The following is a 21,631-nucleotide window of genomic DNA, read 5'->3' as shown; positions in this document are numbered from 1 at the left end:
ATAATTAAGTGTAACGTTAAGAGTCTTCTTGACGTTTTGAAGGAAGAAAAAATGACAAAGTTATATGATGTTGCAGTGGTTGGTGCTACAGGTGCAGTTGGTGAAACAATTTTAAAAGTACTTGAAGAGCGTAACTTTCCCGTTGGAACTTTATATCCATTAGCAAGTAGCCGTTCTGCGGGTAAAAAAATTGAATTTAATGGTGCTTGGGTAGAAGTATTAGATTTAGAAACGTTTGATTTTTCAAAAGCACAAATTGGTCTGTTTTCACCTGGGGCTAGCGTGTCTAAAATTTACGCACCAAAAGCCGCTGAAGCGGGTTGTGTAGTTGTAGATAATACGTCAGAATTTCGTTATGACGATGATATTCCATTAGTTGTTCCCGAAGTTAATCCTGAAGCGATTGCAGGCTATAAAACTCGTGGCATTATTGCCAATCCTAACTGCTCAACAATCCAAATGTTAGTTGCTCTTAAACCTATTTATGATGCTGTTGGTATTAGTCGTATTAACGTAGCTACTTACCAGGCTGTTTCAGGTACTGGTAAAGAAGCGATTGAAGAATTAGCCAAACAAACGGCTAATTTACTGAATATGAAGCCAGTAGAAACTAAAGTTTACCCTAAGCAAATTGCCTTTAACTGTATTCCGCAAATTGATGTGTTTATGGAAAATGGTTACACCAAAGAAGAGATGAAAATGGTGTGGGAAACTAAAAAAATCATGGGAGATGATTCAATTTTAGTTAACCCAACAGCGGTACGTGTTCCTGTATTTTTTGGTCATAGTGAAGCGGTTCATATTGAAACCAAAGAAAAAATCTCTGCTGAACAAGCCAAAGAGTTATTTAAGAATGCCGAAGGTATTGTGTTAATAGATGAGCATGTCGATGGTGGTTACCCAACGGCTGTAAGTGACGCGGCAAACACTAACCCTGTTTATATTGGTCGTGTACGTGAAGATATTACTATTCCGAACGGTTTAAATATTTGGGTGGTTGCGGATAATGTTCGTAAAGGTGCTGCGACCAATACGGTTCAGATTGCTGAAGTGTTAATTAAAGACTATATCTAGTTTCGTGAATAAAATTGCACTTTGTGTTGAATATATAGGCACAAATTATTGTGGTTGGCAGAGACAAAGTCACTGTGATTCAGTTCAAGCACAAGTTGAAAAAGCGTTATCGAGCATAGCGGCTCATCCTGTTGATGTGCATTGTGCGGGTAGAACCGATACTGGTGTGCATTCTGTTGGGCAGATTGTGCATTTTGAGACATCAGTATCGCGGCCTAATAAAGCCTGGGTACAAGGGGTAAATACTCAGTTACCTGATGATGTTCGCATTAGATGGGCAAAAGAGGTTGAGGATGATTTTCATGCTCGCTTTTCAGCTGTTGCTCGCCAGTATCGTTATGTTATTTATAACCGAGAGGTACACTCTGCTGTTCTTAATGGAAGAGTAACCTGGGAACCTTATAAGCTTGATGAAAGCTTAATGAATGCGGCGGCACAAAGTTTAATCGGTGAAAACGACTTTAGCTCTTTTAGAGCTTCAGCGTGCCAAGCTAGTCACGCAATGCGTGAAGTTCAGTCTATTAAAGTCTCTCGTAAAGGAGATTTTATTTTCATAGACATACAAGCCAATGCATTTTTACATCATATGGTTAGAAATATTGCGGGCACCTTAGTTGAGGTAGGTAAAAAACATCAGTCCGTGAACTGGGTGGCAGATTTGCTTTTAGCAAAAGATCGAACGCTTGCGGCAGCAACCGCACCAGCAAGTGGTTTATATTTTGTAAATGCTATTTATCCACAAGAATTGCAGATTCCACAGGTTGCTCTAGATGAAGTGTTATGGCAATAATATTTCTTAATTCAAAGAGTATGACGATAAAGCTAAGAGCGTAGAAAATGACACTAAGAACTCGTGTTAAAATTTGTGGATTAACTTCAAGAGAAGATGCTCTTTTGGCAGTGAACGCTGGGGCAGATGCCATTGGATTAGTTTTTTATGAGCCTAGTCCAAGACATGTTGAAATAGACCAGGCCTGTAAAATTGCTCAATCTATTCCAGCGTTTGTGACTAAAACGGCCTTGTTTGTTAACCCTGAAAAGGCTTATGTTCAACAAGTTTTAGATACGGTAGCTATTGATTTACTACAGTTTCATGGTGATGAAACAGCAGAGTTTTGCCAACAGTTTGGAAGGCCTTATATCAAAGCCGTTCGAATGCAAGAATCTACAGACCTAGAACTCTTAGCTAAAGAGTTTGTAAGTTCATGTGGATTATTGTTGGATGCTTATGTAGCAGGTAAGCCAGGTGGAACGGGTGAAAAATTTAATTGGGAATGGATTCCAAAAGAATCTGATTTACCCATTATTTTGGCAGGTGGATTAACGTCATTAAATGTCAAACAAGCAATTCAGGTAGCGTCTCCTTGGGCGGTGGATGTGAGTGGTGGTGTTGAAGCTTCAAAAGGCATTAAATCATCAGAAAAAATTAAGCAATTTATGCAACAAGTAATGAGTACAGTTGAATGACTATAGATTTTTCAAAATTTCCAGATAAACATGGACACTTTGGGCCTTACGGTGGGATTTTTGCCCCAGAGACCTTAATGGCCGCTTTAGAGCAGTTGAATCAGGAATATGAAAGTGTTAAAAATAGCCCTGATTTTTTAAACGAGATTGCTGATGATTTAAGAGATTACGTTGGTCGTCCAACCCCGCTTTATTACGCTGAACGATGGTCTAAAGAGTTGGGTGGTGCCAAAATTTATTTAAAGCGTGAAGACTTAAATCATACTGGTGCACATAAAGTTAATAACACCATTGGTCAGGCTCTTTTAGCAAAACGCCTTGGTAAAACACGTATTATTGCTGAAACAGGAGCGGGTCAACATGGTGTTGCTAGTGCAACAGTCGCAGCTCGTTTGGGTTTAGAATGTGTGGTATATATGGGGGCGGATGACGTTGTTCGTCAAGCTCCTAACGTTATGCGTATGAAAATGCTCGGAGCTAAAGTTGTGGCAGTTGAATCTGGTTCACGTACTTTAAAAGACGCATTAAACGAAGCGATGCGTGACTGGGTAACGAATGTAGATGATACTTTCTATATCATTGGTACGGTTGCAGGTCCACACCCTTATCCTGCAATGGTACGTGACTTTCAAGCAGTGATCGGTGAAGAAGCACGTCGCCAAATTTTAGAAAAAGAAGGTAAATTACCTGATGCTCTAATCGCTTGTGTTGGTGGTGGTTCAAACGCAATTGGTTTGTTTCATAAATTTTTAGGTGATGAATCTGTACAAATTTACGGTGTAGAGCCTGCCGGTCACGGCTTGGAGACAGGTGAGCACGCAGCTCCTCTTTGCAAAGGAACGCCTGGTGTGTTGCATGGTAACCGTACTTATTTAATGCAAGATAAAAATGGTCAGATTTTAGGCACGCACTCTATTTCTGCTGGTCTAGATTATCCTGGGGTTGGGCCTGAGCATTCTTGGTTAAAAGATATTGGTCGAGTTAATTATGTGGCGATTGATGATGAAGAAGCGTTACAAGGTTTTAGGGATTTAACTCGATTTGAAGGGATTATTCCTGCTTTGGAATCAAGTCATGCTTTAGCTTATGCAACAAAATTGGCACCTACAATGCGACCAGATCAGACAATTATCATAAACTTGTCAGGCCGTGGTGATAAAGATATGAATACCATCGCACAAATTGAAGGTTATGAGTTTTAAAAATAGCAGCAATAGATAATGTTGTTGTTTTTAATAAGAGAAAAATCATGAGTAGAATACAGAAAACATTAGCAAACCTAAAAGCCAATGGCAAGACTGCATTGATACCGTATATTACTGCGGGAGATCCAGAGCCAAACGCTACTATTGGATTAATGCATCTTTTGGTAGAAAAGGGTGCAGATATTATTGAATTGGGAGTGCCATTTTCAGACCCAATGGCAGATGGTCCTGTTATTCAAAAAGCGGTCGAGCGTGCTTTAAAGCATAACGTTAGTTTGGATGATGTTTTAGAGTTTGTACGAGTTTTTCGTGAAAAAGATGATAAGACTCCAATTGTCTTGATGGGGTATCTGAATCCAGTTGAGGCTGAGGGTTATGAATCTTTTGCTAATGCTGCAAGCTCGGTGGGAGTGGATGCGGTATTAACGGTAGATATGCCTCCTGAAGAATCGATGGGGTATAAAGAAGCTTTAGAATCTAAGGGGTTAGACCGTGTTTTCTTAGTTTCACCGACAACACCAGAAAGCCGCTTACAAGCTGTGAATGAGAAAGGCAGCGGTTTTGTTTATTATGTCTCTTTAAAAGGGGTTACGGGTTCAAAAGAACTTGATGTGAAAGATGTAGCAATACAGTTAGAGAGATTAAAAACCCAAATTACTCACCCGATTGGTATTGGTTTCGGAATCAAAGATGGTGAAACGGCTTATGAAATGGCTAAACTAGGCGATGCTGTTATTGTCGGCTCTTCATTAGTGACTTTGATTGAGGCCAATGAGTCTAAAGGACTTTATGATATTCATTTGGCTATTGGCGAAAAAATGACCGAATTCCGCGATGCGATAGATCGTGCAGATGCAAACAAATAAACCACAAAGAATGTAAATTGAAACGCAATTAGATGGCATTTCAGCAGGAGAAAATATGAACTGGTTTGAAAAGATTTTACCAAGTATTAAGCAGGTAACAGAGCGTAAGAAGTCTGTTCCAGAGGGGCTTTGGACTAAATGCCCTAAGTGTGAAAGTACTTTATACCGCTCTGAAGTAGCACGCAATCAAGAGGTTTGTCCTAAGTGTGATCATCATATGCGTTTGGGTGGTCGTCAACGATTAGAAACTTTTTTAGATGACGGTAGTTTTGTAGAAACCTCGGCCAATGTTACTCCAGTAGATGCTTTGAAGTTTAAAGATTTAAAAAAATATAAGGATCGTATCTCAGCGGCTCAAAAAGCGACTGGTGAAAAAGACTCCTTCATTACTGGTTCTGGAACTATCGAAGGTTTGCCTGTTATGGTTGGTGCTTTTGAATTTAAGTTTATGGGTGGCTCAATGGGATCTGTTGTCGGTGAGAAATTTGTCCGCGCAGTAAATGAAGCTATTGAGCGTAAAACACCATTTATCTGTTTTTCAGCTAGTGGTGGAGCACGTATGCAAGAAGCATTGTTCTCTCTAATGCAGATGGCGAAAACTAGTGCGGCTTTAGGTCGATTAAGAGCTCAAGGTTTACCTTTTATTTCTGTATTAACTGATCCAACAATGGGTGGGGTTTCTGCGAGTTTTGCGATGTTAGGTGATTTGAATGTAGCCGAGCCAAAAGCATTAATTGGTTTTGCAGGCCCACGTGTTATTGAACAAACTGTGCGTGAGAAACTTCCAGAAGGTTTCCAGCGAAGTGAGTTTTTATTAGAGCATGGTGCTATTGATCGTATTATTCATCGTCACAATCTTAGAACTGAGTTGGCTGATATTTGTAAGATGCTTCAAAACAAGCCTGCTTAATATTAGTTGATGTTGCTATATTATTATCGCTTTAAAAATTACTTAACCTGCGAATCTAAAATACCCGATGATAACTCCAAATAACCAGTCAAACCTCACACAATGGATAGACTGGTTACTGCATTTACATGCAGATGAAATTGACTTAGGGCTTGAACGTATACGTTTAGTCGCTAATCAAATGCAAGTTACCAAACCTGCACCTTTTGTAATTACGGTTGCAGGTACAAATGGTAAAGGTTCAACTGTAGCCATGTTGTCTGCTATTTTAATTGAAGCAGGCTATAAGGTTGGCACTTACACATCTCCTCACATTTTAGAGTTTAATGAACGTATTCAAATTAACAACCATGCGGTTCATGATCAAACCATTGTCGACGCCTTTGCCTCTATTGAAAAACAGCGTAAACAGACTAAACTTACCTATTTTGAATTTTCTACTCTAGCGGCTCTCTCAATTTTTAAAGAGTCGCAATTAGATGTCGTTGTCTTAGAAGTTGGTTTGGGTGGTCGGTTGGATGCTGTAAATATTGTAGATGCAGATGCCTCAATTATCACAGCAATTGATGTTGATCATATTGATTGGTTGGGTGATGATCGCGATCAAATTGCACTAGAGAAAGCGGGAGTTATGAGAGCAGGGCAAATATCAGTATGCTCTGACCCCAAACCACCTAAAACGTTATTAGAATTTTCTAAAAATCTTGGCGTGCAATTTAGCTGTTTATCAATTGATTTTACCTATGATCAAACACGTAATAATGACCAGGCCTGGTTATTTAAAAGTTTAAATGATAATGAATCAGCTTTTGAATTTACTAAGCCTGCATTACATGGTGATTTTCAGCTACAAAATGCCTCGGGCGTGGTTGGTTTGTTGTTTAAAATTCAAGACCAAATACCTGTGACAGTTGAGCAGATAGATTCAGGATTAAAGAAGGTTAAGCATCCTGGACGATTGGACTCTAAGCGAATAAATCACCAAAACTGGTTAATTGATGTGGCTCATAATCCGCAATCAGCCATGGTATTAGCGGGTTACTTAGAAAAACAGACTGAACAACCCAAAGATCGCATTGCTATTTTTTCGGCATTGAATGACAAAGACATGTTGCCGATGGTTCAGGCGATTGTGCCCTATGTAAAAACCTGGGTAATTGCAGATTTAGCTATTCCAAGAGCATCTGACTTAACTCGGCTTAAATCTATTTTGATTTCGGCTGGTGTTGATGAAGTAAATATTACGGAATACCGCTCTATTGATTCTGCTGTTCAAGCAGTAACGATAATGCCAAGCTGCGATGTTTTGGTCTGGGGTTCATTCTTTACGGTTTCGCAAGCATTAATGTCTATTAAATGTATGAAAGGGTGTTGGTAGGTTCATGGATTTAGTCAGTAAATATCGTTTGATAGGAGCTAGCGTTTGGTTGTTTCTATTAGTGTTGATTGTGCCACAATGGTATAGCCATCCAGTTAATTTTGTTCCGGATGGAAAGGTTAAAGTTGAACCTAAAAGTACCTTGCCGATTATTGAACATGCATATCGATTACCGGATAGTAATGATGAGCCTCTTACTGATGGGCAAACTTCTCACAAAGAACAGTTAAATAATAAATCTTTTCAAGATAATAAAGCACCTGTTTCGGAAGAGTCTGTTTTAAACAGTAAGTCAGAATCTGACTTTCAGAATATGCAGGAAATAATTAAAAAGGCTAATAACATTGCCTCAAGTGAAAAATATAAAGGCCAATGGATTGTGAGATTGTTAGCTTTTGAGGATATCAAAGCTGCAAACGATTTATTAGGCCGCTTAGAACCTAATTTTAAAGTTTATATTAAGTATTATGAAAAAACCCAAATGTACTCTGTGAGAACAGGTCCTTATCTTTCTCAAGCTAAAGCTGACAAAGATAAGGAGAAATTAGATAAAATGTTGCATACCAATGGTGAGGTTGTGCAATTACCTTGAGGCCTGTTTTGGGCTCCCCATGAAATCATGGTTAATCAAAGCTATTTAGTAAGTAAGAGAGTGTACGAAAATGTGCGGTATTGTTGGGATTGTGTCGGGTTCTGGAAATTATGTTAATCAGGAGATCTATGATTCCCTGACTATTTTGCAACATCGTGGCCAAGATGCAGCGGGGATTGTTACCTGTAAGGGTGGACGTTTTTACCAGCGTAAAGATAACGGAATGGTTAAAGATGTTTTTAGAACTAGGCATATGCGTGATTTGCACGGTAATATGGGTATTGGCCATGTTCGTTATCCAACAGCAGGTTCATCATCAAGTGCAGAAGCTCAGCCATTTTATGTTAATTCACCCTATGGTATTGCCATGGGGCACAATGGTAATTTGACTAATGCAGAAGAAGTTGCCGATGAAATTTACCGCACAGACTTGCGTCATCTTAATACCAACTCTGACTCTGAGGTTTTGCTAAACGTATTTGCCCATGAGTTAATGCAGCATAAAAAGCTGTTTATTGATCAAGAAGATGTTTTTAATGCTGTTAGAGGTGTGCATAAACGCGTTAAAGGTGGTTATGCCGCAGTGGGAATCATTTCTACTATTGGTGTTGTTGGTTTTCGTGATCCTTTTGCACTTCGTCCTATTGTGGTTGGTAAGCGTGTAACTGAAAAAGGTACTGACTATATAGTTGCTTCTGAGTCAGTTGCTTTGAGCGGTTTAGGATTTACTATAGAGAAAGATTTAGCGCCAGGTGAAGCCGTTGTTATCACAGAACAGGGCGAGATTTACTATAAGCAATGTGCAGAAAATCCTCAGTATTCACCATGTATTTTTGAGTACGTCTATTTTGCTCGTCCAGATTCAATGATGGATGACATCTCTGTTTATAAAACACGTTTACGTATGGGTGAAAAGCTTGCAGAGAAAATTCTGCGTGAATGGCCTGATCATGATATTGATGTTGTTATGCCAATTCCTGATACAAGTCGAACTTCAGCGTTAGAACTGGCTTCTAAACTAGAGTTGCCTTATCGTGAAGGTTTGATCAAGAATCGATACATTGGCCGTACGTTCATTATGCCGGGTCAGCAACTTCGTAAAAAATCGGTTCGTCAAAAACTCAACCCAATCGACCTTGAATTTGAAGGTAAAAATGTATTACTGGTTGATGATTCTATTGTCCGTGGTACAACTTCAGGACAAATCGTTGAAATGGCAAGGGAGTCTGGTGCTAAGAAAGTATACTTTGCATCTGCAGCTCCAGCAGTCCGTTATCCTTATGTCTATGGTATCGATATGCCATCAGCTTCGGAATTAGTAGCAAATGGCCGCACAACAGAGGAAATTGCTGAGTTTATTGGAGCAGATAAACTTATTTACCAAGATTTAGAAGATTTAATCGAAGCCGTTAGTGTAGGTAATGAAAATATTCCAAAATTTGATACATCTTGTTTCAGTGGTGAATATATAACGGGTGATATTTCTCCTGAATATCTAGCTTCTTTAGACACAAGCCGCAATGATACTGCTCAGTCAACAAAACAAGAACCAGGGCAAGAAACCGTTGGTTTACATAATGGAAGCTAAGATTAACCGTTTATGAATGAATTTGATATCGAAACATTAGCCGTTAGAGCAGGCTATCAACAGACGGCTGAACAAGAAAATAGCGAGGCGATTTTTCCGACTTCAAGCTTTCGTTATAAATCGGCAGCTCAAGCAGCAGATCGTTTTAGCGGTGAAGAAAAAGGTAATGTATATTCTCGCTTTACCAATCCAACGGTAAGGGCCTTTGAAAATCGTTTGGCGGCAATGGAAGGTGGTGAATCTTGTGTAGGCACAGCTTCTGGAATGTCAGCGATTCTGTCAACCTTTATGGGATTGCTAGAGTCAGGTGATCATATTGTTTCATCTCAAAGTATTTTCGGTACAACCAAAGTTCTGTTTACTAAGTATTTAGCTAAATTTGGTGTTGAGGTAAGTTTCGTTTCTCAGACTGATGTTGCTGAATGGCAACAGGCCATTCAGGCGAATACGAAAGCGTTTTTTTTAGAAACACCTTCTAACCCTCTAACCGAAATTGCTGATTTAGAGCAATTAAGTAAGATTGCTAAAGCAAATAATTGTTTGTTAATTGTTGATAATTGCTTTTGTACCCCTGTTTTACAAAAACCATTAGAGCAAGGTGCTGATATTGTCATTCACTCAGCGACTAAGTTTATTGATGGCCAAGGTCGAGGTATCGGTGGAGCGGTTGTTGGCTCAGAGACTTTGATAGAAGAGCATATTCGTGGTTTTATGCGAACTGCTGGCCCGACAATGAGTACCTTTAACGCATGGATTTTTTTAAAAGGCTTAGAAACTTTGCCTGTAAGAATGAAAGCTCACTGTGAAAATGCAAAAGAGTTAGCCATTTGGTTAATTGAACATCCAGCAGTTGAACAGGTGTTTTATCCAGGTTTAGAGTCGCATCCGCAATATCCACTAGCTTGTAAGCAGCAACTAGCTGGTGGTGGTTTAGTGAGTTTTAAGGTTAAAGGATCTCAAGCACAGGCCTGGAAAGTTATAGATAGCACTGAAATGCTTTCTATTACAGCGAATTTAGGTGATGTTAAAACAAGTATTACTCATCCTGCCACTACTACGCATAGTCGAGTAGATCCTGAAGCTCGTCTAAAAGCAGGCATTACAGAGAATTTAATTCGAATTTCTGTTGGTTTAGAGTCAATAGAAGATATAAAAAGAGATTTGCAAAAAGGTTTGTCGCAGCTAATTTGAATCATAGCTAGCTTGTGATAAGTCTGGCAATGTTAATCATTGCCAAACTTGTAATAATTATTTTGGTAGTGGTAGTTCAGTATCTTCACTTTGGCGATAGATAACACAAATTTTACCAATAGTTTGCACAAGCAAGGCACCTGTCTGTTCAAGAATATAGTCTACAATTTGTTTTCTATCTTCTCGATCAGCAGAAGCCATTTTGATTTTAAGAATCTCATGGTGTTCTAAAGTACTTTCAAGTTCCTTCATAAGGTTTTCTGTTACGCCGTTTGCTCCAATAATAATCATTGGGTTAATGTTGTGAGCAATTCCACGCAAATATTTCTTTTGATTGTTTGTTAGTTTTTCAGGTTGGCTCATTGAATATTCCAGTAGAAGTCATTATTAATAATTTAAGATTGTATATATTGTAGTTGAAATCTCATTATGGCGAGAAGTAAATCGAGTGCAGGTTGGTTAAAAGAACATTTTGACGATCCTTATGTACTAAAAGCAAAACAAGAAGGTTGGCGATCGCGAGCCGTTTATAAACTTCAAGAAATTGATGATAAAGACAGGCTTTTTAAGCCTGGCATGTGTGTAGTAGATTTGGGTGCAGCTCCAGGCGGTTGGTCACAGTGGACGACACATAAAATTGGCAATAATGGTGAGGTATTCGCTTTAGATATTTTGCCTGTTGAGCCATTTGCAGGGGTAACCTTTATACAAGGGGATTTTCGTGAAGATGATGTTTATGAAAATTTATTAAATGCACTTGATGGTCGAGATGTAGATGTTGTTATTTCTGACATGGCACCGAATATGAGCGGTAATAAAGGCGTAGATATTCCAAGAGCCATGTACCTGGTTGAATTATGTGTTGAGTTAGCAGATCAAGTCTTAAAAAAAGATGGAGATTTATTAATGAAGGTATTTCAAGGTGAGGGTTATAACGAACTTATAAGTAATCTTAAGTCAAAATACAATAAAGTAATTACTCGTAAACCTCAGGCTTCTAGGACTCGAAGTAAAGAGATATACCTTTTAGCTCGTGGTAAAAAAGTTTAATTTGTTATTGATAAGGCTTAATTGTCTATAAGCTTTATTTATGGCAAAATGTGTTAAAGTAGTGCTATAAATATTTGATTGGAATGCACCTGTGGTTAAATGGTCCCAGGGCAAATAGGAAGTAAGGGTAATCATGAAAAATGATATGTTAAAAAATGTACTGATTTGGACTGTCGTAGCAATGGTGCTTATGTCAGTTTTCAATCATTTTAGTACTCAAGGCCAAGGTTCTTCAGGTCGTTTAGACTATTCAGACTTTATTGAACAAGTGCATCAAGGGCAGGTTAGCAAAGTTTCTATTGAAGGAGCTACTATTCGTGGTGTCTATATGAATGGTGATGCCTTTACTACCTATAATCCAGGTGATCCTGGTTTAATGGGTGACTTACTTGATTACCATGTTAAAGTCAGTGCAAAAGCTCCAGAGCAACAAAGTGTATTGATGCAGATTTTCATCTCTTGGTTCCCTATGTTGTTACTGATTGCCGTTTGGATTTTCTTTATGCGTTCGGTCGGTGGAGGCATGGGCGGTAAGGGTGGCCCAATGTCATTTGGTAAAAGTAAAGCAAGAATGCTGACGGATGATCAAAACAAAGTAACTCTTGATGATGTTGCAGGAGCTGACGAGGCTAAGCAAGAAGTTGGTGAAATTGTTGATTTTTTAAGAGATCCAACTAAATATCAGAATTTAGGCGGCAGCATTCCTCGTGGTGTTCTAATGGTAGGGCCTCCTGGTACAGGTAAAACATTATTGGCCAAAGCAATTGCCGGTGAAGCAAAGGTGCCTTTCTTTACGATTTCTGGTTCTGACTTTGTAGAAATGTTTGTGGGTGTTGGTGCTTCACGTGTTCGAGATATGTTTGAGCAAGCTAAAGCACATTCACCTTGTATTATCTTTATTGATGAGATTGATGCGGTTGGTCGTAGTCGTGGCTCAGGTATGGGCGGCGGTAACGATGAGCGTGAGCAAACATTAAACCAGATGCTTGTAGAAATGGATGGTTTTGAGGGTAATGAAGGTATTATTGTTATTGCTGCCACTAACCGTGCAGATGTATTAGATCCTGCTTTACTTCGTCCAGGTCGTTTTGATAGACAAGTTACTGTTGGATTGCCAGATATTCGTGGTCGTGAACAAATCTTAAAAGTTCACATGCGTAAAGTGCCTTTAGCTGATAATGTTGAACCATCTTATATTGCTCGTGGTACTCCTGGTTTTTCAGGTGCTGATTTAGCTAACTTAGTCAACGAAGCAGCTTTGTTTGCCGCACGTAATAACGATAAGTTAGTGACCCAAAGACATTTTGAACAAGCAAAAGACAAAATCCTTATGGGTGTTGAACGTAAGAGTATGGTGATGAGTGAAAAAGAGCGTCGAATGACGGCTTATCACGAAGCTGGTCATGCGATAGTTGGTTGGATCGTTCCTGAGCACGATCCTGTCTACAAAGTGAGTATTATGCCGCGTGGGAGGGCATTAGGTGTCACGATGTATTTACCAGAGGAAGACAGTTATAGCTACAGTAAACGTAAGTTAGAAAGTCAATTATCAAGTTTGTACGGTGGTCGTATTGCAGAAGAACTAATTTATGGGCCGGATGCAGTTACAACTGGTGCAAGTAATGATATTGAACGTGCAACCATGATTGCTCGTAACATGGTTACAAAATGGGGGTTGTCAGACAACCTAGGTCCATTAATGTACGAAGAAGAAGATAAGGGCGGTTTTATGGGTACGTCTCGTAATGCCAATGTTTCTGGTGAAATCTCAAAAGAGATTGATCATGAAATTCGTAGCTTAATTGACCGTAACTATAAAAGAGCAACTGATATTTTGACTGAGCACTCTAAAGAATTAGAGTTAATGACAGAAGCATTAATGCAGTACGAAACGATTGATGCTGATCAAATAAAAAATATTATGGAAGGTCGTCCAGCAGGTGAACCAAAAGGTTGGCACGATACTGACGATAAAGATTCAGGTTCCTCAATGAAGGCATCTGATGATGCTCAAAAAGAAACCGTAAAAAAAGATGAAATGGTTAAAGATGATTTAAGTGGTGACGATTCTGCAAAAGATGCAGAAAATGGTGAGCCAAAACTTCATTAAGGTATCGTTTTATTTCAATTAAGCCCCGTTTTTCGGGGTTTTTTTTTGAATAATACTATTTGGATGATGAATTAATGTTCAATTTGCATGACGAGTTACAAAAAATAAATATTACCAGGCCTGGTATGCCGTTAGTTATGGGAATTCTCAATGTTACCCCTGATTCATTTTCAGATGGTGGAGAATTTTTTGATCAGAAGCACATTGAATCAAGGGTTTTACAAATGATAGAAGAGGGCACGGATATTATTGATATCGGTGGTGAATCTACCAGGCCTGGTGCTGAAAAAGTCTCGCTTGATATTGAGCTGGAAAGGGTGTTACCTGTAATAGAATGGATTAAGGCTAGGTTCAATGTGCCTGTATCCGTGGATACTTATAAAACTAAAGTCATGGCCGAAGCTATATCCCTCGGTGCAGATATGATTAATGATGTCAACGCATTGCAGTCTGAGGGGGCGGTTAAACTTGCCTCAGAAACAGGGGTTACCGTTTGTTTGATGCATAAAAAAGGTAATCCGGAAAATATGCAGGCTGCACCCTATTATGATGATGTCATTGAAGAAGTTAGTCAATTTTTAGAGGCTAGAGCAAAGGCGTGTTTGTCCGCTGGTATTGAAAAAAATAAGATTATTCTCGACCCTGGGTTTGGCTTTGGCAAGACTTTAACGCATAATACGCAGCTGTTTAATGAACTGTCAGATTTGCTTGATTTAAATTATCCAATATTAGTTGGAGTATCTCGTAAGAGAATGATAGGCGAGTTACTTGATAATGCAACATTAGAAAAAAGATTGCACGGTAGTGTTGCAGCGGCAGTTCTGGCAGGAATGAAAGGTGCAAGTATAGTCAGAGTGCATGATGTTGCTCCAACGGTGGAAGCACTTAAAGTTGTTGCTCATCTAGTTTAAGTACTATTCTAGATTGACTAAAGGTAGTTAATATATGGATTTAACACAAAAAAAATACTTTGGAACGGATGGTATTCGTAACCGAGTTGGTTCAGGTATGATTCGACCTGATCAAATTTTAAAACTGGGTTGGGCAACTGGCAAAGTAATGAAAGCTCGTGGTGAAAGTCGAGTTATGATTGGTAAAGACACTCGTATTTCAGGTTATATGTTTGAATCAGCTTTGGAAGCTGGGTTTATAGCTGCTGGTGTAGATGTTATATTGCTTGGACCAATGCCAACACCAGCGGTCGCTTATTTAACGCAAACCTTTCATGCTGATGCCGGTATTGTAATTAGTGCTTCTCATAACCCCCATCATGATAATGGAATAAAGTTTTTTTCATCACAAGGTAAAAAGATTAGTGATGAAATTGAGTTTGCTGTAGAGGCCGCGTTTGAACAAGAAATTGATGTTGTGCCTTCAGAGCAGTTAGGTAAGGCCAAACGTATAGAAGATGCTCCAGGTCGCTACATAGAATTTTGCAAAAGTACTTATGATGCAGTAACTAAGCTGGATAGCTTTAAGATTGTTTTAGACTGCTCACATGGAGCAACGTATCATGTTGCTCCTCATGTTTTTGAAGAATTGGGTGCTGATGTATTAACGATTGGTGCTGAACCAAATGGTATTAATATAAACCAAGAGTGTGGGGCTACACACCTAGATGCATTGCAAAAAGAAGTCGTTAGTCAAGGTGCTGATTTAGGTATTGCTTTCGATGGAGATGGCGACCGAGTCATGATGGTTGATTCAAGTGGCAAAATTGTAGATGGTGATTTAATACTTTATATTTTAGCTACTCAATCAAAATTTGATGTACCTGGTGTTGTTGGTACAGTAATGAGTAACCTTGGTGTAGAGAATGCCTTAAAAGCAAAAGGTATTCAGTTTGATCGATCTTCAGTTGGTGATCGATATGTTATGCAGAAATTGGTGGAAAATAATTGGAATTTTGGTGCAGAACCATCCGGACATGTCTTGTGTTTGAATAAAACATCAACAGGCGATGGAATTATTGCAGCGTTACAAGTTATGTCTGCAATTGTTTCTTCTGGTAAAACCTTGGCTGAATTAACGTCAGAAGTTGAGTTTTATCCACAGATTTTAATAAATCAAAGAGTGGATGATGCTCAGGTTATTATGCAGTCGGATGAGTTAAAAAAAGCAATTTCTTTGGCAGAACAACGTCTTGCAGATAAAGGTCGGGTTTTAGTGCGAGCATCTGGTACTGAACCACTGATTAGAGTGATGGTAGAAGGAGCTGATCGTGAGCTTGTAGAATCGCTTGCAGAAGCATTAATTAATGTAGTTAAATCAGAAATTTCGTAAAAATGCAATATTGTTTTTCAATCAAGAAAACGCTAATATTGTAAAACTTTTGTGTTGGAGATTAGTAATGAGAAAGCCATTTGTCGCAGGGAACTGGAAAATGCATGGTTCAAAGGCGTCTATTTTGAGCTTGGTAACAGGTTTAAATAGCCAAACAGATCAACTTGGAAATGTTGATGTTGCTGTTTGTCCGCCTGCTATCTATATAGATTATGCTAACCGTACACTCGCTGGTAACGGTATTTCTGTAGGAGCTCAAAATATGGCAGAAGAGCCAAGTCAAGGTGCTTTTACAGGGGAAGTTTCAGTTGAAATGTTAAAAGACTTTGATTGTAGTTATGTCATTTTAGGTCATTCAGAACGCCGTGCTATTTATGGTGAAACGAATGAAGAGATTGCAGAAAAAGTGAAGGTTGCTTTGTCTGCAAATGTTACGCCTATTTTATGTGTTGGTGAGACGCTTGAAGAGCGTGAATCAGGCGTGATGGAGCAGGTAATTGCAAACCAATTAGATGCGGTTCTTGATTTGGTTGGTATAGACGCATTTAGCCGTGTTGTAATTGCTTATGAACCAGTTTGGGCAATAGGCACTGGTGTGACTGCCTCTCCAGCTCAAGCACAAGAAGTGCATGCATTTATTCGTGGCAAATTAGCTGGTCTAAATCCAGCAGTTGCTGAAAAAGTTATTATTCAATACGGTGGAAGTGTTAAGCCAGACAATGCAAAAGAGTTGTTTGGTCAAGCGGATATCGATGGTGGGTTGATTGGTGGTGCTTCATTGAACGCTGACGATTTCATCGCAATTTGTAAGGCGGCGGGCTAATCATGTTTGGAATCGTATTAACAATACATTTAATTATTGCATTAATTTTAATTGCACTTGTTCTTGTACAGCATGGTAAAGGTGCAGATGCTGGAGCAAACTTTGGTGGCGGCGGTTCGTCGCAGTCAGTTTTTGGTAGTTCTGGTTCAGCAACATTTTTGTCAAGAATGACAGCAATCGTGGCTACTATTTTCTTTATTACAAGTTTAGTGTTGGCTTACATCGGAAGTCAGCAAGCTAAAGGTTATCAGAGTGTAACTAAAGCACCAATTGAAACCAAAGTAGAAGAAAATAATAAAACTCCATCAGCACCGGTTGTGCCTGAGTAAACAAATAAAGCCGATGTGGTGAAATTGGTAGACACGCTACCTTGAGGGGGTAGTGGCGAGAGCTGTGCCGGTTCGACTCCGGCCATCGGCACCATATTAAATACTGCTGCAATGTTGCAGCAATCAATTAAACGCTAGACGAGGCCTAAAACCCATGCTAGAAAATTATCTTCCAGTCCTAGTTTTTATTGTTCTAGGAGCTCTTTTTGGAGTTGGTCCAATTTTAATCGGTTACCTTTTGGGACCGCAAAAACCTGATTCAGAAAAAAACTCTCCATATGAGTGTGGTTTTGAAGCATTTGAAGATGCACGTATGAAGTTTGATGTGCGTTTTTACCTTGTAGCAATCTTGTTTATTATTTTTGACTTAGAAATCGCTTTTCTATTTCCATGGGCAATCGTCTTAGATGAGGTTGGTACTTTTGGTCTATTAGCTATGGGTGTGTTTTTATCATTACTAGTCGTCGGTTTTATTTATGAATGGAAAAAAGGAGCGCTGGAATGGGAGTAGAAGGCGTTTTAAAAGAAGGGGTTGTTACCACTTCTGCTGATAAATTAATTAACTGGGCAAGAACGGGTTCTTTGTGGCCAATGACTTTTGGTTTAGCTTGCTGTGCTGTTGAGATGATGCACGCAGGGGCTTCTCGTTATGACTTAGACCGATTTGGTATTATTTTTAGACCAAGTCCACGTCAGTCAGATGTAATGGTGGTTGCAGGTACATTAGTTAATAAAATGGCACCGGCTTTACGAAAAGTATATGACCAAATGGCTGAACCACGTTGGGTTATTTCAATGGGTTCATGTGCAAATGGTGGTGGGTATTACCATTACTCGTATTCTGTTGTGAGAGGATGTGATCGCATTGTGCCCGTTGATGTTTATGTACCAGGTTGTCCACCAACTGCTGAAGCTCTGTTATACGGAATTATCCAGCTACAGAATAAGATAAAACGTACTAACACGATAGCTAGATAAGAATAAGAAAGTAGACATTACTATGAAACAGTCAGTATTAGATTTACAAAGCAATGTTAATCAAGCATTAGGAGAGAAAGTAGTCTCTTCTAACATCGGTTTAGATGAGCTTACGATTGAGCTTTCTCCACAAACAGCATTAGATGCATTTGCCATATTAAAGGATGAGTTAGGATTTGAACAGCTCATGGACTTATGTGGTGTAGATTATTTAGATTATGGACAAGCCAACTGGGAAACCATGACAGCAGTTAACAGTGGGTTTAGTCGTGGTGTTTTTGATTTTGCCGAAGATGAAGAAGCTTCTGAAGCGGATTCTATGGAAAGACGCTTTGCCGTTGTTTATCACTTATTATCAGTAAAAAACAATTTACGTTTACGCGTGAAAGTGTTTCCTGAGTCTACACAAATGCCAATCGTCGATAGTGTGATTGACGTTTGGAATGTCGCTAATTGGTTTGAGCGTGAAGCATTTGATCTGTTTGGAATTATTTTCAAAGGTCATCCTGATTTACGTCGAATTTTAACGGATTACGGTTTTGTTGGACATCCTTTAAGAAAAGACTTTCCTCTTACAGGAAATGTAGAAATGCGTTATGACTCAGAGAAAGGCCGCGTCATCTATGAGCCTGTTTCTATTGAAAATCGAGTCAATGTACCTCGTGTGATTCGTAAGAAATCACCAAGCAACGTGTAATTAGGAATCAAATATGCCTGAAATTCGTAACTATACTTTAAATTTTGGTCCTCAGCATCCGTCTGCGCACGGTGTATTACGTTTAGTGTTAGAGCTAGATGGTGAGACCATTGTAAGATCAGATCCACATATCGGTTTATTACACCGTGGTACAGAAAAATTAGCTGAATTTAAGCCTTATAACCAGTCAATTGGTTATATGGACCGTTTAGATTATGTTTCTATGATGTCTAATGAACATGCTTACGTTATGGCAATTGAAAAAATGCTTAACGTTGAGGTGCCAGAGCGTGCTCAATATATCCGTGTTATGTTTGATGAGATTACACGTGTTCTTAACCATTTAATGTGGTTAGGTGCTCATGCATTAGATATTGGTGCTATGACAGTATTTCTTTATGCCTTCCGTGAGCGTGAAGATTTAATGGATTGTTATGAAGCTGTTTCTGGTGCTCGTATGCACGCGACATACTACCGACCTGGCGGTGTGTACCGTGATTTACCAGATACCATGGCTAAATACGAGAAATCTAAATGGAACTCTGGTAAAAAATTAGACCAGTTGAATGAAACGCGTGAAGGTTCTTTGCTTGATTTTATTGAGGCATTTACAGAACGTTTTCCTGGTTATATCGATGAGTATGAGACTCTTTTAACCGATAACCGTATCTGGAAGCAACGTACCGTAGATATTGGTATTGTTTCTCCTGAACGAGCTTTACAGTTAGGTTTTACAGGTCCGATGTTACGTGGTTCAGGTATTGAATGGGATTTACGTAAGAAACAGCCTTATGAAGTCTACGACAAAATGGATTTTGATATTCCTGTAGGTGCAACTGGTGATTGTTACGACCGTTATTTAGTACGTGTTGCTGAAATGCGTGAGTCAAACAAAATTATTAAACAGTGTGTAGATTGGTTAAAAGCCAATCCAGGTGCGGTTATGACTGATGATAACAAAGTTGCTCCGCCATCTAGAGAAGACGCTAAATCAAATATGGAAGCGTTAATTCACCACTTTAAACTATATACAGAAGGTTATACAGTTCCAGAAAGTGAAGTGTATTCAGCCGTAGAACACCCTAAAGGTGAGTTTGGTATCTATATGGTATCTGATGGTGCTAACAAGCCTTATCGTATGAAAGTTAGAGCACCTGGTTTTGCTCACCTAGCATCATTAGACGAAATGGTTAAAGGCCATATGATTGCAGATGTCGTTTCAATCATTGGTACGCAAGATATTGTATTCGGAGAGGTGGATCGATGAGTTCAACAGAGACAAATACAGCTAACTTTATTCAGGGTGATGTAAAAGCCCGTATTGATAAATGGATTGCAAATTATCCAGAAGATCAAAAAAAATCAGCTGTAATGCCTGCGTTAAGAATCGTTCAAGAATGTCACCATGGCTACTTAACGAATGACTTAATGGATCAAATTGCTGAATATTTAGAAATTACTCCAATGGAAGTCTATGAAGTTGCGACTTTCTACGGAAACTATGAACATGCCCCTGTTGGTGAAATAAAGCTGTGTATTTGTAACAGTATTTCATGCATGTTACGCGGCAAAGATGACATTGTTAAATATCTAGAAACTAAACTGGGTATTAAGCCAGGTGAAACAACTCCTGATGGTCGTTTTTCAATCAAAATGGTTGAGTGTTTAGGTTCTTGTGGTGGTGCTCCAATGATGCAAGTTGGAAAAACTTATTATGAAAATCTAACTGAAAATTCAATTGATCTACTACTAGAAGAGTGGGGGAAATAAATGGTCGTACAAAACGAAAACTGTTTCCGTTTAAACCACCTTGATAACTCTTGGGATATTGATGTTTATATCGCCAATGGTGGTTATGAAGTCTGGAAAAAAGTGGTAGCAGGAGAAATCGAACCCAATGAAATTATTGAAGAAGTAAAAACTTCTAATATTCGTGGACGTGGTGGAGCCGGTTTTCCTACGGGCTTGAAATGGAGTTTTATGAACCGTTTCGCTCCTGGACAGAAATACATTGTTTGTAACTCTGATGAAGGTGAACCTGGTACTTTTAAAGATAGAGATATTCTTCGTTATAACCCGCATGCATTAGTTGAAGGTATGGCTATTGCAGGCTACGTTATTGGTGCCTCTGCAGGATATAACTATATTCGCGGTGAGTTCTGGGAACCGTATCAACGTTTTAATAATGCCATCAAACAAGCAAGAGAAGCTGGCCTATTAGGTAAAGATATTCTTGGTACTGGTTGGGACTTTGATTTATATACTCATTTAGGTGCTGGTGCCTATATTTGTGGTGAAGAGACCGCTTTGATTGAGTCAATTGAAGGTAAGAAAGGTCAGCCACGTTTTAAACCACCATTTCCAGCGAGCTATGGTTTATACGGTAAACCTACAACAATTAACAATACTGAGACCCTTGCTTCAATTCCAATGATTCTTGCTAAAGGTGGAGATTGGTTTAACGACTTAGGTGTTGAAAATGCTGGTGGAACAAAATGTTATTCAGTATCTGGACATGTTAATGCACCAGGAAACTTTGAAGTTCGTATGGGTACGCCATTTAAAGATTTGCTTGAACTTGCAGGTGGTATCTGGAAAGGCCGTGAATTAAAAGCGGTAATTCCTGGTGGAGCTTCTACAGCTATTTTGCCAGCTGAAAAAGCCATGGCAATGAATATGGATTATGACTCTATTGCTAAAGCAGGGTCGTTCCTTGGTGCTGGTTCGGTAATTATTATGGATGATCAAACAGATATCGTAAAAGTAATGCAGAATTTAGCACACTTTTATTGGGACGAATCTTGTGGTCAATGTACACCATGCCGTGAAGGAACAGGTTGGTTATACCGTGTTTTAACTCGTATTGTTAATGGTAAAGGTCGTCCTGAAGATATCGTGGCATTAAAAGATGTATCAGGAAAAATTATGGGTAATGTAATTTGTGGTTTAGGTGATGCAGCCACTATCGCATTAACCAGTGCTTTAGAGCACTATGAGCATGAATTCCAGCACTATATTGAACATGGTTGCAGTATTTTAGATCGTAAATAATCGTTTTGGATTGTTTACGTAAAATAAGTTAGAAAACTT

23 protein-coding genes and 1 tRNA gene are annotated in these 21,631 nt (G+C 39.0%); 23 read left to right on the top strand and 1 reads right to left on the bottom strand.

Translation table 11 applies throughout. The annotated features are described in order from the left end of the window. The first annotated feature begins 51 nt into the window (after nucleotides 1-51). From ACORJQ_RS09880 to ACORJQ_RS09835, 10 genes are all read left to right on the top strand, one after another. The gene (locus tag ACORJQ_RS09880; protein ID WP_321324123.1) at nucleotides 52-1,074 is read left to right on the top strand and encodes an aspartate-semialdehyde dehydrogenase; all 1,023 of its coding nucleotides are present in this window, start codon (nucleotides 52-54) and stop codon (nucleotides 1,072-1,074) included. 4 nt (nucleotides 1,075-1,078) lie between these two features. Further along, nucleotides 1,079-1,864, top strand: coding sequence for a tRNA pseudouridine(38-40) synthase TruA (gene truA / locus ACORJQ_RS09875; RefSeq protein WP_321324121.1), 786 nt, complete (start codon nucleotides 1,079-1,081; stop codon nucleotides 1,862-1,864). A gap of 47 nt (nucleotides 1,865-1,911) precedes the next feature. Then, nucleotides 1,912-2,541, top strand: a complete 630-nt coding sequence (locus ACORJQ_RS09870; protein ID WP_321324119.1) for a phosphoribosylanthranilate isomerase — start codon at nucleotides 1,912-1,914, stop codon at nucleotides 2,539-2,541. Then, nucleotides 2,538-3,743 carry a tryptophan synthase subunit beta gene (trpB, locus tag ACORJQ_RS09865; protein WP_321324117.1) on the top strand — a complete coding sequence of 402 codons (1,206 nt, stop codon included), beginning with the start codon at nucleotides 2,538-2,540 and terminating at the stop codon, nucleotides 3,741-3,743. Before ACORJQ_RS09870 ends, trpB begins: the two co-directional genes overlap by 4 nt. Before the next feature lie 47 nt (nucleotides 3,744-3,790). Then, nucleotides 3,791-4,612: a tryptophan synthase subunit alpha gene (trpA, locus tag ACORJQ_RS09860; RefSeq protein ID WP_321324115.1), complete on the top strand. Its 822-nt coding sequence runs from the start codon at nucleotides 3,791-3,793 to the stop codon at nucleotides 4,610-4,612. Between the two features lie 55 nt (nucleotides 4,613-4,667). Beyond that, a complete protein-coding gene (accD, locus tag ACORJQ_RS09855) occupies nucleotides 4,668-5,522 on the top strand; it encodes an acetyl-CoA carboxylase, carboxyltransferase subunit beta (RefSeq protein WP_321324113.1) in 855 nt (284 codons plus the stop codon). Between the two features lie 67 nt (nucleotides 5,523-5,589). Next, nucleotides 5,590-6,900 (top strand): bifunctional folylpolyglutamate synthase/dihydrofolate synthase, encoded by a 1,311-nt coding sequence (locus ACORJQ_RS09850; RefSeq protein WP_321324111.1) that lies wholly within the window; start codon nucleotides 5,590-5,592, stop codon nucleotides 6,898-6,900. A gap of 4 nt (nucleotides 6,901-6,904) precedes the next feature. Continuing rightward, on the top strand, nucleotides 6,905-7,492 hold the full coding sequence (locus ACORJQ_RS09845) for an SPOR domain-containing protein (protein ID WP_321324109.1): 588 nt from the start codon (nucleotides 6,905-6,907) through the stop codon (nucleotides 7,490-7,492). Between the two features lie 70 nt (nucleotides 7,493-7,562). Beyond that, a complete protein-coding gene (purF, locus tag ACORJQ_RS09840; protein WP_321324107.1) occupies nucleotides 7,563-9,080 on the top strand; it encodes an amidophosphoribosyltransferase in 1,518 nt (505 codons plus the stop codon). Nucleotides 9,081-9,092: 12 nt separating this feature from the next. Further along, on the top strand, nucleotides 9,093-10,271 hold the full coding sequence (locus ACORJQ_RS09835) for an O-succinylhomoserine sulfhydrylase (RefSeq protein ID WP_321324105.1): 1,179 nt from the start codon (nucleotides 9,093-9,095) through the stop codon (nucleotides 10,269-10,271). Nucleotides 10,272-10,328: 57 nt separating this feature from the next. On the opposite strand, the gene yhbY is transcribed toward ACORJQ_RS09835, so the two are convergent. Beyond that, nucleotides 10,329-10,634, bottom strand: a complete 306-nt coding sequence (gene yhbY / locus ACORJQ_RS09830) for a ribosome assembly RNA-binding protein YhbY (RefSeq protein WP_321324103.1) — start codon at nucleotides 10,632-10,634, stop codon at nucleotides 10,329-10,331. Nucleotides 10,635-10,700: 66 nt separating this feature from the next. On the opposite strand from yhbY, the gene rlmE reads away from it, so the two are divergent. The 13 genes from rlmE to nuoF all read left to right on the top strand — a co-directional run bounded on the left by rlmE (nucleotide 10,701) and on the right by nuoF (nucleotide 21,592). Next, a complete protein-coding gene (gene rlmE, locus ACORJQ_RS09825) occupies nucleotides 10,701-11,321 on the top strand; it encodes a 23S rRNA (uridine(2552)-2'-O)-methyltransferase RlmE (protein ID WP_321324102.1) in 621 nt (206 codons plus the stop codon). Nucleotides 11,322-11,454: 133 nt separating this feature from the next. After that, nucleotides 11,455-13,431 (top strand): ATP-dependent zinc metalloprotease FtsH, encoded by a 1,977-nt coding sequence (gene ftsH, locus ACORJQ_RS09820; RefSeq protein ID WP_321324099.1) that lies wholly within the window; start codon nucleotides 11,455-11,457, stop codon nucleotides 13,429-13,431. A 74-nt stretch (nucleotides 13,432-13,505) separates the two neighbouring features. Further along, complete coding sequence (gene folP, locus ACORJQ_RS09815) at nucleotides 13,506-14,342, top strand: dihydropteroate synthase (protein WP_321324098.1); 837 nt, start codon at nucleotides 13,506-13,508, stop codon at nucleotides 14,340-14,342. A gap of 34 nt (nucleotides 14,343-14,376) precedes the next feature. Next, the gene (glmM, locus tag ACORJQ_RS09810) at nucleotides 14,377-15,714 is read left to right on the top strand and encodes a phosphoglucosamine mutase (RefSeq protein WP_321324096.1); all 1,338 of its coding nucleotides are present in this window, start codon (nucleotides 14,377-14,379) and stop codon (nucleotides 15,712-15,714) included. 67 nt (nucleotides 15,715-15,781) lie between these two features. After that, a complete protein-coding gene (tpiA, locus tag ACORJQ_RS09805; protein ID WP_321324094.1) occupies nucleotides 15,782-16,537 on the top strand; it encodes a triose-phosphate isomerase in 756 nt (251 codons plus the stop codon). A 2-nt stretch (nucleotides 16,538-16,539) separates the two neighbouring features. Continuing rightward, nucleotides 16,540-16,866, top strand: coding sequence for a preprotein translocase subunit SecG (gene secG, locus ACORJQ_RS09800; protein ID WP_321324092.1), 327 nt, complete (start codon nucleotides 16,540-16,542; stop codon nucleotides 16,864-16,866). 9 nt (nucleotides 16,867-16,875) lie between these two features. Then, nucleotides 16,876-16,960, top strand: a tRNA-Leu gene (locus ACORJQ_RS09795). Between the two features lie 60 nt (nucleotides 16,961-17,020). Then, nucleotides 17,021-17,377: an NADH-quinone oxidoreductase subunit A gene (locus ACORJQ_RS09790; protein ID WP_321324091.1), complete on the top strand. Its 357-nt coding sequence runs from the start codon at nucleotides 17,021-17,023 to the stop codon at nucleotides 17,375-17,377. After that, complete coding sequence (locus ACORJQ_RS09785) at nucleotides 17,368-17,844, top strand: NuoB/complex I 20 kDa subunit family protein (protein ID WP_040728184.1); 477 nt, start codon at nucleotides 17,368-17,370, stop codon at nucleotides 17,842-17,844. The genes ACORJQ_RS09790 and ACORJQ_RS09785 overlap by 10 nt, the downstream gene beginning before the upstream one ends. A gap of 22 nt (nucleotides 17,845-17,866) precedes the next feature. After that, nucleotides 17,867-18,541 carry an NADH-quinone oxidoreductase subunit C gene (locus ACORJQ_RS09780; RefSeq protein WP_321324087.1) on the top strand — a complete coding sequence of 225 codons (675 nt, stop codon included), beginning with the start codon at nucleotides 17,867-17,869 and terminating at the stop codon, nucleotides 18,539-18,541. A gap of 13 nt (nucleotides 18,542-18,554) precedes the next feature. Further along, entirely contained in the window at nucleotides 18,555-19,808 is a 1,254-nt protein-coding gene (locus ACORJQ_RS09775) for an NADH-quinone oxidoreductase subunit D (RefSeq protein ID WP_321324085.1), read from the top strand. Continuing rightward, the gene (gene nuoE, locus ACORJQ_RS09770; protein ID WP_321324084.1) at nucleotides 19,805-20,311 is read left to right on the top strand and encodes an NADH-quinone oxidoreductase subunit NuoE family protein; all 507 of its coding nucleotides are present in this window, start codon (nucleotides 19,805-19,807) and stop codon (nucleotides 20,309-20,311) included. Before ACORJQ_RS09775 ends, nuoE begins: the two co-directional genes overlap by 4 nt. Continuing rightward, nucleotides 20,312-21,592 (top strand): NADH-quinone oxidoreductase subunit NuoF, encoded by a 1,281-nt coding sequence (gene nuoF, locus ACORJQ_RS09765; protein WP_321324083.1) that lies wholly within the window; start codon nucleotides 20,312-20,314, stop codon nucleotides 21,590-21,592. Nucleotides 21,593-21,631: the final 39 nt, after the last annotated feature.

Source organism: Thiomicrorhabdus sp. (genome assembly GCF_963662555.1).
Classification (GTDB): domain Bacteria; phylum Pseudomonadota; class Gammaproteobacteria; order Thiomicrospirales; family Thiomicrospiraceae; genus Thiomicrorhabdus.
This window is presented reverse-complemented; position numbering and strand designations above follow the sequence as displayed.

Excerpts from the sequence above, each read along its gene's own strand:
- ACORJQ_RS09835 (WP_321324105.1), top strand. The coding sequence starts at position 9,093 with ATGAATGAATTTGATATCGAAACATTAGCCGTTAGAGCAGGCTATCAA.
- ACORJQ_RS09785 (WP_040728184.1), top strand. The coding sequence starts at position 17,368 with ATGGGAGTAGAAGGCGTTTTAAAAGAAGGGGTTGTTACCACTTCTGCT.
- ACORJQ_RS09880 (WP_321324123.1), top strand. The coding sequence starts at position 52 with ATGACAAAGTTATATGATGTTGCAGTGGTTGGTGCTACAGGTGCAGTT.
- purF (WP_321324107.1), top strand. The coding sequence starts at position 7,563 with ATGTGCGGTATTGTTGGGATTGTGTCGGGTTCTGGAAATTATGTTAAT.
- ACORJQ_RS09850 (WP_321324111.1), top strand. The coding sequence starts at position 5,590 with ATGATAACTCCAAATAACCAGTCAAACCTCACACAATGGATAGACTGG.
- secG (WP_321324092.1), top strand. The coding sequence starts at position 16,540 with ATGTTTGGAATCGTATTAACAATACATTTAATTATTGCATTAATTTTA.
- yhbY (WP_321324103.1), bottom strand. The coding sequence starts at position 10,634 with ATGAGCCAACCTGAAAAACTAACAAACAATCAAAAGAAATATTTGCGT.
- tpiA (WP_321324094.1), top strand. The coding sequence starts at position 15,782 with ATGAGAAAGCCATTTGTCGCAGGGAACTGGAAAATGCATGGTTCAAAG.
- nuoE (WP_321324084.1), top strand. The coding sequence starts at position 19,805 with ATGAGTTCAACAGAGACAAATACAGCTAACTTTATTCAGGGTGATGTA.
- rlmE (WP_321324102.1), top strand. The coding sequence starts at position 10,701 with ATGGCGAGAAGTAAATCGAGTGCAGGTTGGTTAAAAGAACATTTTGAC.
- accD (WP_321324113.1), top strand. The coding sequence starts at position 4,668 with ATGAACTGGTTTGAAAAGATTTTACCAAGTATTAAGCAGGTAACAGAG.
- trpA (WP_321324115.1), top strand. The coding sequence starts at position 3,791 with ATGAGTAGAATACAGAAAACATTAGCAAACCTAAAAGCCAATGGCAAG.
- ACORJQ_RS09780 (WP_321324087.1), top strand. The coding sequence starts at position 17,867 with ATGAAACAGTCAGTATTAGATTTACAAAGCAATGTTAATCAAGCATTA.
- ACORJQ_RS09775 (WP_321324085.1), top strand. The coding sequence starts at position 18,555 with ATGCCTGAAATTCGTAACTATACTTTAAATTTTGGTCCTCAGCATCCG.
- nuoF (WP_321324083.1), top strand. The coding sequence starts at position 20,312 with ATGGTCGTACAAAACGAAAACTGTTTCCGTTTAAACCACCTTGATAAC.
- ACORJQ_RS09845 (WP_321324109.1), top strand. The coding sequence starts at position 6,905 with ATGGATTTAGTCAGTAAATATCGTTTGATAGGAGCTAGCGTTTGGTTG.
- glmM (WP_321324096.1), top strand. The coding sequence starts at position 14,377 with ATGGATTTAACACAAAAAAAATACTTTGGAACGGATGGTATTCGTAAC.
- ACORJQ_RS09870 (WP_321324119.1), top strand. The coding sequence starts at position 1,912 with ATGACACTAAGAACTCGTGTTAAAATTTGTGGATTAACTTCAAGAGAA.
- folP (WP_321324098.1), top strand. The coding sequence starts at position 13,506 with ATGTTCAATTTGCATGACGAGTTACAAAAAATAAATATTACCAGGCCT.
- trpB (WP_321324117.1), top strand. The coding sequence starts at position 2,538 with ATGACTATAGATTTTTCAAAATTTCCAGATAAACATGGACACTTTGGG.
- ACORJQ_RS09790 (WP_321324091.1), top strand. The coding sequence starts at position 17,021 with ATGCTAGAAAATTATCTTCCAGTCCTAGTTTTTATTGTTCTAGGAGCT.
- ftsH (WP_321324099.1), top strand. The coding sequence starts at position 11,455 with ATGAAAAATGATATGTTAAAAAATGTACTGATTTGGACTGTCGTAGCA.